The organism is Cysteiniphilum sp. GTC20157 (assembly GCF_055396795.1).
The window spans coordinates 1,609,024-1,623,364 of record NZ_AP044698.1 but is presented as its reverse complement, the minus strand read 5'-3'; the positions used below and the strand labels follow the sequence as shown (position 1 = coordinate 1,623,364).

17 protein-coding genes are annotated in these 14,341 nt (G+C 38.2%); 12 read left to right on the top strand and 5 right to left on the bottom strand.

The genetic code is table 11. The features are described from left to right. Nucleotides 1-56 precede the first annotated feature (56 nt). From ACZ5V8_RS07335 to pdxT, 4 genes are all read left to right on the top strand, one after another. Nucleotides 57-212, top strand: coding sequence for a hypothetical protein (locus ACZ5V8_RS07335; RefSeq protein WP_440616436.1), 156 nt, complete (start codon nt 57-59; stop codon nt 210-212). A gap of 102 nt (nt 213-314) precedes the next feature. Beyond that, nucleotides 315-1,775, top strand: a complete 1,461-nt coding sequence (gene guaB / locus ACZ5V8_RS07330) for an IMP dehydrogenase (RefSeq protein ID WP_464217273.1) — start codon at nt 315-317, stop codon at nt 1,773-1,775. Nucleotides 1,776-2,109: 334 nt separating this feature from the next. Continuing rightward, nucleotides 2,110-2,985 (top strand): pyridoxal 5'-phosphate synthase lyase subunit PdxS, encoded by an 876-nt coding sequence (pdxS, locus tag ACZ5V8_RS07325; RefSeq protein ID WP_464217272.1) that lies wholly within the window; start codon nt 2,110-2,112, stop codon nt 2,983-2,985. A 2-nt stretch (nt 2,986-2,987) separates the two neighbouring features. Beyond that, nucleotides 2,988-3,533, top strand: a complete 546-nt coding sequence (gene pdxT / locus ACZ5V8_RS07320; protein ID WP_464217271.1) for a pyridoxal 5'-phosphate synthase glutaminase subunit PdxT — start codon at nt 2,988-2,990, stop codon at nt 3,531-3,533. A 71-nt stretch (nt 3,534-3,604) separates the two neighbouring features. Here the strand turns inward: pdxT and ACZ5V8_RS07315 are convergent, their stop codons facing one another. The 3 genes from ACZ5V8_RS07315 to ACZ5V8_RS07305 are packed head-to-tail and all read right to left on the bottom strand — an operon-like array spanning nt 3,605 to nt 5,047. After that, complete coding sequence (locus ACZ5V8_RS07315; protein WP_464217270.1) at nt 3,605-3,952, bottom strand: transposase; 348 nt, start codon at nt 3,950-3,952, stop codon at nt 3,605-3,607. Beyond that, nucleotides 3,949-4,686 carry an RES family NAD+ phosphorylase gene (locus ACZ5V8_RS07310; RefSeq protein WP_464217269.1) on the bottom strand — a complete coding sequence of 246 codons (738 nt, stop codon included), beginning with the start codon at nt 4,684-4,686 and terminating at the stop codon, nt 3,949-3,951. The genes ACZ5V8_RS07315 and ACZ5V8_RS07310 overlap by 4 nt, the downstream gene beginning before the upstream one ends. Continuing rightward, nucleotides 4,673-5,047 (bottom strand): antitoxin Xre/MbcA/ParS toxin-binding domain-containing protein, encoded by a 375-nt coding sequence (locus ACZ5V8_RS07305; protein WP_440616428.1) that lies wholly within the window; start codon nt 5,045-5,047, stop codon nt 4,673-4,675. Before ACZ5V8_RS07305 ends, ACZ5V8_RS07310 begins: the two co-directional genes overlap by 14 nt. Before the next feature lie 295 nt (nt 5,048-5,342). Here ACZ5V8_RS07305 and ACZ5V8_RS07300 point away from each other — a divergent pair, with 295 nt between their 5' ends. After that, nucleotides 5,343-5,939, top strand: coding sequence for a hypothetical protein (locus ACZ5V8_RS07300; RefSeq protein ID WP_464217268.1), 597 nt, complete (start codon nt 5,343-5,345; stop codon nt 5,937-5,939). A 56-nt stretch (nt 5,940-5,995) separates the two neighbouring features. On the opposite strand, the gene ACZ5V8_RS07295 is transcribed toward ACZ5V8_RS07300, so the two are convergent. Further along, nucleotides 5,996-7,180: a multidrug effflux MFS transporter gene (locus ACZ5V8_RS07295; RefSeq protein WP_464217267.1), complete on the bottom strand. Its 1,185-nt coding sequence runs from the start codon at nt 7,178-7,180 to the stop codon at nt 5,996-5,998. Between the two features lie 259 nt (nt 7,181-7,439). Here ACZ5V8_RS07295 and ACZ5V8_RS07290 point away from each other — a divergent pair, with 259 nt between their 5' ends. From ACZ5V8_RS07290 to ACZ5V8_RS07265, 6 genes are all read left to right on the top strand, one after another. Beyond that, nucleotides 7,440-7,988, top strand: coding sequence for a PadR family transcriptional regulator (locus ACZ5V8_RS07290; RefSeq protein ID WP_464217266.1), 549 nt, complete (start codon nt 7,440-7,442; stop codon nt 7,986-7,988). 114 nt (nt 7,989-8,102) lie between these two features. Then, a complete protein-coding gene (gene ruvB / locus ACZ5V8_RS07285; RefSeq protein ID WP_464217265.1) occupies nt 8,103-9,149 on the top strand; it encodes a Holliday junction branch migration DNA helicase RuvB in 1,047 nt (348 codons plus the stop codon). Between the two features lie 220 nt (nt 9,150-9,369). Then, nucleotides 9,370-10,314, top strand: a complete 945-nt coding sequence (locus tag ACZ5V8_RS07280) for a DMT family transporter (protein WP_464217264.1) — start codon at nt 9,370-9,372, stop codon at nt 10,312-10,314. Between the two features lie 74 nt (nt 10,315-10,388). Continuing rightward, nucleotides 10,389-11,261 carry an HlyD family secretion protein gene (locus ACZ5V8_RS07275; protein WP_464217263.1) on the top strand — a complete coding sequence of 291 codons (873 nt, stop codon included), beginning with the start codon at nt 10,389-10,391 and terminating at the stop codon, nt 11,259-11,261. After that, nucleotides 11,236-12,255 (top strand): hypothetical protein, encoded by a 1,020-nt coding sequence (locus tag ACZ5V8_RS07270; RefSeq protein WP_464217262.1) that lies wholly within the window; start codon nt 11,236-11,238, stop codon nt 12,253-12,255. The genes ACZ5V8_RS07275 and ACZ5V8_RS07270 overlap by 26 nt, the downstream gene beginning before the upstream one ends. Continuing rightward, on the top strand, nt 12,248-13,255 hold the full coding sequence (locus ACZ5V8_RS07265) for an FUSC family protein (RefSeq protein ID WP_464217261.1): 1,008 nt from the start codon (nt 12,248-12,250) through the stop codon (nt 13,253-13,255). The genes ACZ5V8_RS07270 and ACZ5V8_RS07265 overlap by 8 nt, the downstream gene beginning before the upstream one ends. Before the next feature lie 82 nt (nt 13,256-13,337). On the opposite strand, the gene ACZ5V8_RS07260 is transcribed toward ACZ5V8_RS07265, so the two are convergent. Continuing rightward, complete coding sequence (locus tag ACZ5V8_RS07260; protein WP_440617655.1) at nt 13,338-13,787, bottom strand: hypothetical protein; 450 nt, start codon at nt 13,785-13,787, stop codon at nt 13,338-13,340. 217 nt (nt 13,788-14,004) lie between these two features. Between ACZ5V8_RS07260 and ACZ5V8_RS07255 the strand changes: the two genes are divergently transcribed. Then, a complete protein-coding gene (locus ACZ5V8_RS07255) occupies nt 14,005-14,292 on the top strand; it encodes a helix-turn-helix domain-containing protein (protein ID WP_440617654.1) in 288 nt (95 codons plus the stop codon). Nucleotides 14,293-14,341: the final 49 nt, after the last annotated feature.

The window sequence follows — 14,341 nt, the reverse complement described above, 5'->3', positions numbered from 1 at the left end:
TTGAATAAGTAAAAATAGCTAAAATTTACTTTACAATAAAAATTTTGAGCGATAATATGGTTTCAAGTTTTGTAGCGGGGGTTATTGAAACTTTAGATGAGGGGCAGGGAGCTTTTGGGGTAAAGTTCCTAGAAGAAGGCTTTAGCGTGGGGCTAAAGCCTTTTTCATTTTTATTTTGTTTTAACAATTTTTCTGATCAGAAAATTCGATAAAAAATTAAATGTCAATGCTAGTAAAGCATCATAAATATTGCTAGAATGCCGCTGTAATTAAGACGAGTCTAAATTTATCTAAACTTAATTACGAGGTCATTTATGTTACGTATCACTGAAGAAGCCATCACTTTTGATGATGTGCTGTTGTCTCCTGGTTATTCCAATGTATTGCCGCATCAGGTTTCATTAGAAACGCATCTTACGCGTAAAATAAAATTAAAGATGCCATTAGTATCCGCAGCAATGGATACCGTAACCGAATCGCGCTTAGCTATTGCCATGGCGCAAGAGGGTGGTGTGGGTATTATTCATAAAAATATGCCAATCAAAGCACAAGCAGCTGAAGTGCGCAAGGTTAAGAAGTTTGAAAATGGCATGGTGATTGATCCGATTACTGCTTCACCTGAAACAACGATACGCGAGTTGTTAGCTATTACTGAGCAGTATCATTTCTCAGGCGTGCCTGTTGTTGAGGGCAAAGCACTCGTTGGTTTGGTGACATCGCGTGATATTCGTTTTGCCAAAGACCTAACACAACCGATTTCAAGCGTTATGACCCCAAAAGAGCGTTTAGTAACGGTGAAAGAGGGTGCGCAAGAAGATGAGATTCAGCGTTTATTACATCAGCACCGTATTGAAAAAGTATTGGTTGTCAATGACCGCTATGAACTCGTTGGTTTAATCACAGTAAAAGATATTCAAAAATCGATTGATAAACCCAATGCGTGTAAAGATGAATTAGGGCGCTTAGTGGTTGGTGCAGCCGTAGGTACGGCAGGAGACACTGAGGCACGTGTCAAGGCGCTGGTTGAAGCCGGAGTTGATGTGATCGTTGTTGATACAGCACACGGCCATTCGCAAGGCGTGCTTGATCGTGTAAAATGGGTAAAAACGCATTTCCCAAAAGTACAAATTATTGGTGGTAACATCGCCACAGCGGAAGCCGCGAAAGCTTTAGTTGAGGCGGGAGCTGATGGTGTTAAAGTGGGTATTGGTCCAGGATCAATCTGTACAACGCGTGTTGTCGCGGGTGTTGGCGTGCCACAATTAACGGCTATTTCCAATGTGGTTGCGGTGATGGCGCCATTGGGTGTGCCTGTGATTGCTGACGGTGGTATTCGCTATTCAGGTGATATTTGTAAAGCAATTGCCGCGGGCGCATCGGTTGTTATGGTTGGTGGATTGTTTGCAGGAACGGAAGAATCACCTGGTGAAGTTGAATTATTTCAAGGGCGTTCATACAAGTCATATCGTGGTATGGGTTCATTGGGTGCTATGGCAAAAGGCTCATCTGACCGTTATTTTCAAGACAGTGTTGATGCGAAAAAGCTCGTACCTGAAGGCATTGAAGGACGTGTTCCATATAAGGGAACGCTTGCTGCAGTCATTCATCAATTAATCGGTGGTTTGCGTGCTGGTATGGGGTATACAGGTTGCGCTACAATTATCGAGATGAATACCAAACCAACCTTTGTCAAAATCACGGGTGCTGGTTTTAACGAAAGTCATGTACATAATGTGATGATCACCAAAGAGCCACCAAATTATCAATTGAAATAACTAATAAAGGCAATTATTTCTACCCTTATTTTATTATGTAAACATTGGCTTAATGTTAGTCGAAGTCAATGATCGTTTCGTCGTCATTTGTGTACATCCCTTCGACTTCGCTCAGGGTACGGATCAGGCTTACCTTGTTGAGTAACCACTTGGTTGACATCAAGAAAAAAGAGTGAAAAATAACAAAAAAAGCAGATTTGGAATTTAAGCGATTGTATCAGCATTAAAATTGCTCTATTGTATGCGGGTATTTTATGTATCGTTAATTAATTTACCGCGATACAGTATTTATAAACATTATTTTAAACTCAAAATAAAAGTGGAGTATTGGCTCATGAACGATAGATTAAAGATTAACGTTGGCTTGGCTGAGATGCTTAAAGGTGGCGTGATTATGGACGTTGTAACTGCAGAGCAGGCAAAAATCGCTGAAGAAGCGGGTGCTGTTGCGGTGATGGCGCTTGAACGCGTTCCTGCTGATATTCGAAAAGACGGTGGCGTTGCGCGCATGTCAGATCCAAAGCTGATCAAAGAGATTATGACCGCAGTGAGTATTCCTGTGATGGCAAAAGTGCGTATTGGTCATTTTGTTGAAGCGCAAATTTTAGAGTCATTAGGTATCGACTTTATCGATGAAAGTGAAGTGTTAACACCTGCGGATGATGAAAACCATATTGATAAGCATGCTTTTAAAGTGCCTTTTGTTTGTGGTTGTAGTAATTTAGGTGAAGCATTGCGTCGAATTGGTGAGGGCGCTGCCTTGATCCGTACTAAGGGTGAAGCAGGGACTGGTGATGTGATTCAGGCAGTAAAACAAATGCGTGCATTAAATCGTCAGATCAAAGAAGTACAAATGGCGGATAGTGGTGAGCTGATGGCGATTGCTAAAAAACTAGCTGCACCTTATGAGTTAGTAAGATATGTACATGAGCATGGCAAATTGCCTGTACCTAATTTCTCAGCCGGTGGTATTGCAACACCTGCTGATGCAGCGATGATGATGCAATTAGGTGCGGAAACTGTCTTTGTTGGCTCTGGTATTTTCAAATCAAATAATCCTAAAAAACGTGCTGAAGCCATTGTGAGTGCTGTAACACATTTCAATGATCCAGATGTGATTGCTAAAGTCTCAGAAGATCTAGGTGCGCCAATGACAGGAATTAATTGCGATCATTTGTTACCGCACGAGATGTTTTCAGTTAGAGGCTAGTAATGAATATCGGGGTACTTGCCTTACAAGGTGCGTATGATGCGCACCAGAAAAAAATTGCATCACTGGGGGTTAACTGTATTTTAGTCAAAACAGAAGCCGCTTTAGCTAAGGTTGATGCGTTGATTTTGCCAGGTGGTGAGAGTACGACAATGACTTATTTGTTACAGAAACATCAACTATGGCAACCATTGATTAAGCGCATACAAGAAATTCCAATTTTAGCAACGTGCGCTGGTGTGATTCTATTACAAAAAATGGGTGTTTTGGATGTCGACGTCATTCGCAATGGTTATGGGCGACAGTTAGAAAGTGGTATTTTCCCTTTAAATGTCAAATTTGACACAACAGAGGAAGAAGTTGAAGCTTTTTTTATTCGTGCACCGATTATTAGCGCGATTAATGATAAAGAAATTGATGTCATGTCTTATCATTTAGATAAGCCTGTTTTAATTAGAAAGCATAAAATATTGGCAGCAACTTTTCACCCTGAGCTATCCCAAAGCTCGCCAATACATAAATACTTTATCGATTTAATACGGCATTAGGAAGATTGATTTGGCCAAACATTTGCTGGTATAAACGACAATAGGATGGCTACAGCAGGCTTCAGTTCTTGTTATTCCTCTTTTGACAGCTTTGATTTAAGTCTCTTAAGCTCACTTTTACGCACATCTATTAGCTTTTTCCGATATAACTTTGATACATGGAAGCGATCTGCTACAACAGTATTGTTCCCAAAAACCTCTTTGGCAGCATTAATATAACTTTCATACAAATCACAACAGACAGCTGAAACAGTATTGCGTAAGCGGGAAGGTATGCTTTTAAAAAAATTAAGAATATCATCTTTATTTCGTCCTTCAATAATTAGCTCACGTCTATCTCGCAGGGAGATATTAAGTATTTGTATATCCGATAAATCAAGCAATTCAACAGGTAATACCACAAAAATATCTTTGCTCATTTTGGTATCTTAGGAAGTCTAGAGTCATCAAGGAAATCATCAACACTATAAGTATATACTTCATCATGATGTATGGTTGATTTATATGTAATTTCTTTTGGCGTAAAAACCCCTATATATGTAGGCATAATTTTTAATGAATTTTTCTTGAAAACATTTGGTGTGTAAGATGCAAAGTTTTTGTTACCTGAGTAACGTGCTGATTCATATAAAAATGCTTCGATACTATTTTTCCTCATGGATTTTGATAGTTGCTGTGTGTAAGCATAACTATTTTTAGAAGTTAGCAATTTATGGTCTAAGCGTCTAATTTTAGTAAGATCAAGAAAATTCTGGATATTGCATTGTACTGAAAAAACCGTTCTTTCAAAGTAAAGCGTATCGTTTATGTTTGCTTGACGGTTAAAATTAAAGAAATAAAAAGCGGATTCAGCCAATGATGTTTCTTTATTGCTCGAACCATACCAAAGTGACTTTTCATAGATCGACCCAAACCTAGAGCCATATTTCAAAGGCGGGTATCTGAATGGGGTATATATTAAATAATGATGATCAACATACTTGGTGTTGGGCTTAGCCTTTTCCTCAAGTAGTTGTTCTAATCGTTCTTGTTCTTGGATGTTGCCATTTGTGAGCTTAAGTGTTGAAGCAGTATTTTGTGTTTCAATACTTCTATAAACTGTTAGCCTTTCACATGGTTGAATGTGATTTTTGATGAACTCAAACTCGTCCACGATAATAGTCCAAATAGTTCATTACCAAAACCAAGCCTTTGACTGACTTCATTAAATCCATTGGAGTGTCGTCACTAAGATCGTTATTGTTGCTGGTCAGCCATTTTTTACATATTGCTTCATTACCACCATATATCGCGTCTAGTGATCGAATAACTTTTATAAAATATAACGCGAGTTCTCCAGTGCTAGTTTCAGGTGAAAAGGTATTTGAATTAGTTTTCTTTGCTTTACTGAAAGCTGAATTACTCATATGAAGAATGCGTGCGATATCCGATTGTGGGATATTATATAACTTCGAGACATTCTCTAAAGACTTTGCAATGATTGAGCTATCATTAGTCACACTAACCGCAGTCATTTTAGCAACTCCTTATTTGTTTACTTTAGCAAGTATAATTTAAAAAAGTGAAAAAGTAAAATATAATATCATTTTATGGGTTGCTTGAAATTTTAACAGATGCTATTTAAAATTCTTGGGGGTATTATAATAAATCATGCAGTGCTATTTTGTGTTGAATTGACTCCATTATTGCGTATTATTGTACATTGACTACAAAGCAATATTTTGCGATGATGCGCGCTTATTTTCATGAATTACTTTTGTAATTGTGAATTGCTTTTTTTAATGCTTTCTTATTAGAACGAGGTTAAAGGTGAGAAACTACTTATTTGGGTGTGTTGTATTGGCTTTGGTGAGCGTGAGCTTTGCTGCCAATAATACTGATCATGCTACATCATCGGCGAATGCAGCTATTGGTCCTGAGTCAGCGCAGAAAGCAAATGCGTCAAATGATGGAGGACAGATTTCCTCAGATAAATCAGATAAAGGCGAGAGTTTTTGGACATTCTTAAAAGGCACTCAGCCTGATAACGCCGTTTACTTAGGGATGTTTACTTGGCATTTTAATCCTGAAAGTCGCGCGCATGATCGTTGGTCAAATAATTTGATCGGAGGTCTTTACAATAGCATCTTTGTTGGCACTTTGCTTAACTCATTCAGTGATCGAGCTTTTGTAGTTGGAGTGCAACGTAATCTCTATACCAATCAATTATCACGAAACAATCAGGTGAATGTGGGGTATCGTTTAGGGTTAATCTCAGGTTATGATCAGCGGATGTCAGATTTTGCGAAATATTTACCAGTGTTGCCGATTCCTGAGCTTTATATTGATTATGCTTACAAAAATTTTGGTGCAGAATTATCTTATATTGGCGTGGTATTTACCGCGAAGTTTTTTATCCGTTTTTAATTTACTAATTGAAGTTACGCACTTTAGAAAAAATCCGTAACTTTAGTTACTAAGATTTAAGCAGCAACAAGTTCAAATGAATGTCCTTTGTGTGCATGGCGTGCACAAATAACGGCAAGTAATCCAATGATAAGCACAAAGGTTGCGAAATGAATACTCGTCATCGTAAATTGTGTCAATAAAAAAGTTGCCATGGCCCCGCCTAAGAAAGACATGAAGTTAAACAATGCCGCTGCTGATCCTGTGATATGATGCGGTGCGCTTGATATAGCTCCTGCACTTGCCGTTGGACGGATCATCGCGTAGCCTAGGGTTGTGATCCACATAGGCAATACTAGGGTATAGATATTACTGATGAAAATGACATTTAACAGGATGGTTAACACTGCACCTATCACTAGGAGTGTTGCACCAGTAAGTACCAATTGGCTGATGCTAAAGCGTTTATTGAGTTTCGGTGCCAAAATAGACATAATCACAATTGCCAGTGAATTAATCGCAAAAATGATCCCAAAGGCAAGTACTGAAAAGTGAAACACCCCTATAATCAGTATGCTACTTGCCGCAGCATATGAGAATAAAACACCATATGAGCAAGCGCTTGTTAAAATGTAACCTTGGAAGCTTTTGATTTTAAGCAGTGATAGATAATTATGATAAAGCTGTTTGGGTTTTGTTGCATGCAGATTTTTTTGTTGAAGACTTTCCTTAAATAAAAAGCTAATAACCAATACATAAAATACGCCAAGTAACAGTAGAAATGCAAAGGCGCCATGCCAGCCAAATAGAGTTTGCAGAACACTACCAAGCAGTGGAGCAATCGCCGGACAAATGCCAATAATTGCCATAATCATTGCCATTGCCTTAACTAGATCTTCTTTTTTATAGACATCACGAGCAATTGCCATTGCTGCAACAATACTGCTGCATGTGCCTATCGCTTGAAAAAAACGTCCAATAAGCAACATGTGAAAGCTTGTTGAAAAGACAATCATCAAGCTGGCTAAGGTATAAATAACAAGACCAATGACTAAAACAGGCTTTCTACCAAAACGATCAAGTAAAGGACCGTAAAAAAGCTGGGATGCAGCAAGACCAATCATAAACACAGTCATTACTAGTCCAATATGTGAGGTATTAAAGGTCTTACCCATTTCTGGGAAGGAGGCAATAAATATGTCATTTGCAAAAGGAGTGATAATGCAAACGCTAAGAATTAAAAACATTATCTTATTTTTCATTGTGACCTCATTGGGTTTTTGGTATAGGTATTAATTACCGGTTGACTATACTCTTAGTGTGCGTAAAATGCAATAAAATTTTTTGATTATGGTTAAGTGCTTACTAATGAATAGTGATCATATTCGGAGCGCATTCTAAGGATGTGCTTGTAAAGGCGAGAACGTTTGTGATGGGGCTTATACTTATAAAACTGCAATTATAGAGGCTTCGACTTACGCTTAGCTAACGTATATATAATAAAAGCAACAGAGGAAAAATATGGCAAGAGAAAATAATTCCTGTTACGCGATTTTAAGTTTACTGAACAAAAAAGAGTTATCCGGTTATGGTATTAAAGCACTTTTTGAAAAGATTGCTCATTTTTATTGGTCAGAAAGTAATGCACAAATTTACCCGATGCTTAAGCAATTAGAGAACCAAGGATTTGTAGAGTCACGCCTAGATGAATCCAGTGGCAAGCGTCAAAAGCGCATTTATGCAATCACTGATTCAGGTCGAGCACATTTAATACAGTGGTTAATGCAACCAATTAGCTATGGTGCTAAAGAGCGCAATGAATTGTTATTAAAGCTAAGCAATGGGTTTGTGATAGATAAAAGAGATGTTTTGCAACATGTTAATCATTACATCACGCATTTACAAACCCTGCAAATCAAGCTAAATGAAGTGATTAATCATATTAATAGTGATCATAGTGGCAGAGAGGATCAAAATTATCTGTTATTGGTATATCGCTATAATGAAAAGCGTTTAAAAGCTGAATTGGAATGGGCAAAAGAGACGATCCAATCTTTACAGGCGATGTAAATTCAATAGCTGATAATAGCGAGACACTAAAAATCATATCGTTTTAATCGTTTTTAAAGTTAAAACATGGTAGGCTTTTAATCAGTTATAAAAAGCCTTAATTACTTACATTCTATGATAGAGACAGACCGTATTATCTCGGGTAATAAACAAAAAGAAGATCAGCAGATTGATCGTGCGATTCGCCCTAAAATGCTTAAAGATTACCATGGTCAGCCCGTAGTAAAAGAGCAGATGGAGATTTTTATTGAAGCAGCAAGAAAGCGTGCTGAAGCGTTGGATCATGTGCTTATTTTTGGTCCTCCTGGTTTGGGAAAAACCACACTTTCACACATTATTGCCAATGAGATGAATGTCTCATTAAAACAAACTTCAGGTCCCGTGTTAGAAAAGGCGGGTGATTTGGCAGCATTATTAACCAACCTTGAAGCCAATGATGTGTTATTTATTGATGAAATTCATCGCTTAAGTCCTGTGGTTGAGGAAGTTCTTTATCCGGCGATGGAGGATTATCAGCTGGATATTATGATAGGTGAAGGGCCAGCGGCTCGATCAATCAAAATTGATTTGCCACCCTTTACTTTGGTCGGTGCGACGACAAGAGCAGGGCTTTTGACCTCACCACTTCGTGATCGTTTTGGTATTGTGCAGCGTTTGGAGTTTTATTCAGTGAGTGATTTGGCAGATATTGTAATGCGCTCAGCTAAGCTATTAAATGTACAAATTGAAGCATCAGGTGCTAAGGAAATTGCAAAACGTGCACGTGGTACACCGCGCATTGCGAACCGTTTGTTAAGACGTGTGCGTGATTATGCTGATGTGAAAGCCAAAGGTGTTGTTGATCACAAGGTCGCTGATAAAGCGTTATCATTGATTAATGTTGATCCGGTTGGCTTTGATCACATGGATAGACGTTATTTATTGGCATTGATTGATAAATTCTCAGGCGGTCCGGTAGGATTGGATACGATTGCCGCATCGATTTCAGAGGAGCGTGGCACGATTGAAGATATGATCGAGCCTTATTTAATACAGCAAGGCTATATTATGCGAACTGCGCGTGGACGGGTTGCAACGCATCATGCTTATCGGCATTTTGATGTGGTTATGCCAGAGAAGTTAAACGATTTACAACAGTTATCATTAGACGATGAATATTAGAGTTAAGACTAAACATTCACCCGCAAGTGCTCACCGTACCTTGAGCGTAAGTCGAAGCGAAGCACTGAGATCATTCGAAGTGGCTAAGCTTGGTAAATCATGCTTCATAGAGGCTTCGACTTACGCTCAGCCAACGCTTACACAATCAAAGTGGGCGGGAATATGGTTATAGCCAATATGAGTTATTGTAAATAAAGCTAAAGTAATAAAAGGGGGAAGTTTGGGTATTATTATTGGTATTATTTCAGGCATGTTATGGGGCTTAAACGATGTATTGACTAACGTTTACTCCGAGCAAGCTCTATTTAGCTCCACAACCTTTGCAGTATTGGTGTTTGCGCTAATTTTATCCTTGATGCAAGATAGTTTTTCTTGTATCGGGATATATGGTTATCACACGATGCGTGGCAGTTTTAAAAAAAACATGGCTAAAACCACACATAAGAATTTTTGGCCATTAATTATTGCTGCTGTTTGTGCGGGTCCCTTGGGAATGGTTGCCGGTATTATGGGCATTGCTTACGCTGGACCTGTCTACGCCGGCGTTGTTACCTCATGTTATCCAGTTGTTGCGTTATTATTAGCGATGACTTTATTGCGAGAAAAGCCAACAAGGATAAAGGTGATTGGTATTATCTTGTCAGTGATTGCGGTGATGTTTATCTCGATTGCCGGAGTGCGTTCAGGCGCACCCAATATTTTAATCGGGTTGATTTTTGCCAGTTGTGCGATGTTGGGCTGGGGTGCTGAATCGATTTTATTCTCGATTGCGCAGAAATCATCAACACAAGATGTGTCATGGCTTTTGGCAGTGCGTCAAAGTGTCTCGGCATTAAGTTATTTACTGATTCTTGCGGTATTGCTTATTTTTGATTATCAGCAAACGTGGACAGTGATGAGTCATTTGTTTTTACCACTATTGATTATCGGCTGTGTATTATCTGCTGCAAGCTCATATCTTGCTTATTATCATGCAATCAAACGCATAGGGGCGAGCCTTGGGACAACATTTAATGCAAGCTTTGTGTTTTGGGCAGGCATTTTCAGTGTGGTGTTTAATATCACGCATGTGCAGGAGTCCTTTATCTTGTGGAGTGTAGTATTAATTATAGGGATTTACTTTGCTTCAAAAGGCAATAAAAAATATACTCAAGTTGCTTGTTAAAAAGTGGCGAAAAAGTAGCGATTGCCTACAATTGGTTTGTGAGTGGTGTATATAAAAGGAGTTTCGTGTAAAAAATGCCAGCATTATTTAATTTACTCAAACGCAGCAAAGTGGTTATTAGTATTGTTATTCTACTGATTATTGCTTATGTTGGTTATTTTTGGGTGACATGCTCAACATCGACTGACAACGCTTATGTTGTTGCAAATGTTCAACCGGTTGCAACGGAAGTTTCAGGCAAAGTGCAAGATGTCTATGTCAGTAACAATCAAATGGTGCAAAAGGGGACGATATTATTTTCCTTAGACCCTAAGCCTTATGAGATAAAACGACAAGAGGCCAATTTGAACCTGCGGGCTTTAGAAGTCGCTTATCTAGCAGCAAAGGAGCGATTAGCAAATTACATGCAAAAAGATTTATTGCAACAAAATGCCAGTGAGCTTCAGTTGTTAAAAACAAAGGTTAAAGCGGCACAAATTAAAGTACAGCAAGCACAATTAGCAGTTGATGTTGCAAAGTCCCAGTTGGCAGCAACGAAAGTTTATGCTGTTGAAAATGGCATTGTTAGCAATTTGTTCTTAGCTAAAGGAACATTAGTGCATGCCTATCAGCGTTTATTTTCATTTATTGATACTAGTCAATGGTGGGTGCAGGCTAATTTTAAAGAAACCGATTTGGCTGATGTTAAAAAGGGGGATAAGGCTACTATCCGTTTACGGATGTACCTAGGGGATAAGATTTATCAAGGAGAAGTTGCTGATACGAATTGGGCAGTCGGCAGGCGGGCTGTCGACTCAGCAGATCTTTTGCAATCGGTGCCTCAAGAGAATCAATGGTTACTCTTGCCACAGCGTTTTCCGGTGATGATTAAAATAGATAATCCAGATCCAAATTTTCCATTGCATGTCGGAGCAAGCGCGTATGTTACGATTGAATCGGCAAAATAAACGTAAATATCGCGATAGTTATACACTGTCACAAGACCCTTATTTAGATATTGCTTACCATGTTATTGTTACCTTAGTTGCATTCTGCACGTTATTGATTTCTTATATGATTTTTCAGTGGCCGGACTTTCTTATTTTCTTATTAATCTCGGTGATGCTTATTTTTATGAGTGCTTTCCCTCTTGGTCAGTCACGTTGGGGGCAAGTAAAGGCATCTGTGATGATGAGTTTTGGATTTTGGCTTTGCTTTGCATGTGTTTTTGCTGTAGCAAGCTCAAAGGGCTGGACTATTTTTTTGGTACTTATATTTTCTTTAAGTTATTATTTGCTGACACTTAAAGATATGAATTTGCGCTTATACCTTGGTATGAGTGTGCTTTTTTTGCCTATATTTATTCATTTAATTGATGATCCAACCATGATGGCGCCAATTAATAATATTCAGATGTTTGTTAATTATAGCGTGGCGATTATTATCTGTATGCTGTTCTCAGTCGCTGTTGCTGTGACGCAACCACGACGTTTTAAGGCAAAGGTATTGATTGCCATGACTGAGTATATCTATGCATTAAGGTGTATGTTAAGTAGCACGGATGAAAAAGGTTATCGTGATAACTTATATTGTATGTATCGACATTTGTATTATCTACGTCAACAAAGAGCCAAGCACCACAAGCATTTTAATGCTGAGTTTACTCAAATCATTGACGAATATGTTGATGTGGCATATCAGATTGTAATGATTTATGTTTACATTATTAATAACCATGCGGTGAGTCTGCCATTTTACGAAGCATGTCTTAAAATTGATAATTTATTAGGGCAAGAGGATTTAACAATCAAAGCGAAAGCACTTGAAAATCGAGCGTCTCGTTTACAGTTACTTGAAGAAAATCTGCAATTAAAGAAAGCAAGTGAGCGCGCAGATGCGCGTTTGCAGATGTTAAATATGCTTTATACAAAAGTCAAAGCGTTAAGGAAAAAATATGCTTAGTATCATGGATCGTCTAAGCATTTATCGTGCCGTCAGAATCAGTGTTATGTTAACAGTTGCTGTTGCCATATGGTTGATTTACGATATAGAACGCGGTTATTGGATCGCAATGACTTTGATGATTATTTATATGCCTTTTGAACCTGGTCTTGTTAATAACCGTATCAAGATGCGCTTAATTGGTACGATTGTTGGGCTTTTATTTGGCTTTATTTTAGTTGAAATAATTATGGCGCATGTCACTTGGATTGTCTTTTTGCCATTGCTGGCAATTTTTGTGCTTTATTTTTCAATGATCAATTATACCTATTCGGCCATGTTTGTGACGATTGCGGTTATGCTGCTTTATTCAGTGATGTATACCAAAGGTATGTCGCCCGCAACCTTTATGTTGGCGCGATTAATGGATACCTTTGCCGCTTGTGCGATTTGTTTTGTCGCAGAAGTTTTTTTTAGACCACGGAAGATGATTGCGCATGCTATTTTAAAAGATTTAGAGGATATCTTAGAAGCCTATGCCAAACATTTTACGTTAATGTATCAATCATTTTCTGAGCAACAGTTTAGAAATATATCCGTTGAATATGCCACAAACTTTAATAATAGCCTCCTGAGCTTAAAACAAGCAGCAGAGCTTAATAAATCAAAGTTAAGATTCAATCAACAACGGTTAATGGATGCTTGCCTTGAGCCTGTTTTTAAGATGCGTGTGCATTTGATTAGCTTGCATTATTTAGCAGAATATAATGAAAGAGAGATGTCTGGGTTTATCGCTCAAAATGAGACAGTTTTTGAGACGATATGTAATGATTTGAATCAGTTGCTCAGGTACGATGTGTCGCGCCAGTTTTCTCTAGATCAAGCATGTGAGAATAAACGTTTCACCACCGATATTGAAAAGGAAATTATAAATAATCTGCGATCTTTTGATCATTTGGCATATCAAGCGCAAAGTGCATTGATCCAGTTCAAGCAAAGTAATGAATCAAAAAGAAGTTGAGTTTTAATTATCCGCTGACCCGATCTAGCCTGTGTTAATGGAATCAAAGTGGGTTGGAATATTGTTATTGCCTAAGTTCGCATTATTGCTTGTTGATCAGGTAGTCATTGATCTGGCACAAAATCGCAGTATCTTCCTTTTTGAGATCATTACAAGCCGCTTGTAATGGCTCGCTAGAGATGAATACCAAGCGCTGTTCAAGAACTTTAATTTGCTCAAGTAAACCATCGCGCTTTTTCTGCAACCCTTGTAATAATGGATCATTTTTAGCAAGGAGTGCAACATGGTCAGGTGTGTTGTTTTGATCTTGATTTTGTGTGCTAAAGCTTACTTCTTGCTCTTGGAAATGGCGTTTTGGTTTGTTGGGGCGATGATTGTGTTGTGATGTATTGTTGCTTCGCCCATGCGTGTTATTAGTCTTGGTGTTATTGTGTTTATTATTTGGTTTGCGGTTTGGTTCGTGCTGAGAGTTTGTCTCAGTTGGCTTTTTGCGTTTTAGTGAGAGTGTTTTTCTAAATGGTGTATCTGTCATGAATATCGTTCTTTAAAGTTATTAATTACTATTTTGAGCGTTTAACCAAGTTATTGAGCAAGTATTATGCTTGCTTTTAAATTAGGCTGTCCTTATAATACACAGTTGATTGGCAAGATCAATAAAAAACAGTGCTCAAAACATGATTTGGTGGGGAGTTCCTGTTTAATAACAAGTAACAAAAATATTAAGAAATCAAGATAAAGAGGAAAATATTATGCCTGCAACTATGCACTATGGCGATGCGCATAAACAAGATGCTCATCAACAAGATTTACCATTGCGTGATCATATCAAAGAAGTGATTGCAACATATTATAAGAATATGGTTTCACAAGGTACTAAGCCGCAAAATGTTTATGAATTAGTGATGGCTGAAGTTGAGTTGCCTTTGATTGAAGCAACAATGGAATATACCGGTGGTAATCAAAGCCGTGCTGCAAAAATTCTAGGTATTAATCGTGGTACTTTCCGTAAGAAATTAGCGCATTATAGTATGTTATAATCTCAGCATACTCTGATGTCTAAGGCTGCCTTGTGCAGCCTTTTTTATT

Excerpts from the sequence above, each read along its gene's own strand:
- ACZ5V8_RS07335 (WP_440616436.1), top strand. The coding sequence starts at position 57 with ATGGTTTCAAGTTTTGTAGCGGGGGTTATTGAAACTTTAGATGAGGGG.
- guaB (WP_464217273.1), top strand. The coding sequence starts at position 315 with ATGTTACGTATCACTGAAGAAGCCATCACTTTTGATGATGTGCTGTTG.
- pdxS (WP_464217272.1), top strand. The coding sequence starts at position 2,110 with ATGAACGATAGATTAAAGATTAACGTTGGCTTGGCTGAGATGCTTAAA.
- pdxT (WP_464217271.1), top strand. The coding sequence starts at position 2,988 with ATGAATATCGGGGTACTTGCCTTACAAGGTGCGTATGATGCGCACCAG.
- ACZ5V8_RS07315 (WP_464217270.1), bottom strand. The coding sequence starts at position 3,952 with ATGAGCAAAGATATTTTTGTGGTATTACCTGTTGAATTGCTTGATTTA.
- ACZ5V8_RS07305 (WP_440616428.1), bottom strand. The coding sequence starts at position 5,047 with ATGACTGCGGTTAGTGTGACTAATGATAGCTCAATCATTGCAAAGTCT.
- ACZ5V8_RS07295 (WP_464217267.1), bottom strand. The coding sequence starts at position 7,180 with ATGAAAAATAAGATAATGTTTTTAATTCTTAGCGTTTGCATTATCACT.
- ACZ5V8_RS07290 (WP_464217266.1), top strand. The coding sequence starts at position 7,440 with ATGGCAAGAGAAAATAATTCCTGTTACGCGATTTTAAGTTTACTGAAC.
- ruvB (WP_464217265.1), top strand. The coding sequence starts at position 8,103 with ATGATAGAGACAGACCGTATTATCTCGGGTAATAAACAAAAAGAAGAT.
- ACZ5V8_RS07275 (WP_464217263.1), top strand. The coding sequence starts at position 10,389 with ATGCCAGCATTATTTAATTTACTCAAACGCAGCAAAGTGGTTATTAGT.
- ACZ5V8_RS07270 (WP_464217262.1), top strand. The coding sequence starts at position 11,236 with ATGTTACGATTGAATCGGCAAAATAAACGTAAATATCGCGATAGTTAT.
- ACZ5V8_RS07265 (WP_464217261.1), top strand. The coding sequence starts at position 12,248 with ATGCTTAGTATCATGGATCGTCTAAGCATTTATCGTGCCGTCAGAATC.
- ACZ5V8_RS07260 (WP_440617655.1), bottom strand. The coding sequence starts at position 13,787 with ATGACAGATACACCATTTAGAAAAACACTCTCACTAAAACGCAAAAAG.
- ACZ5V8_RS07255 (WP_440617654.1), top strand. The coding sequence starts at position 14,005 with ATGCCTGCAACTATGCACTATGGCGATGCGCATAAACAAGATGCTCAT.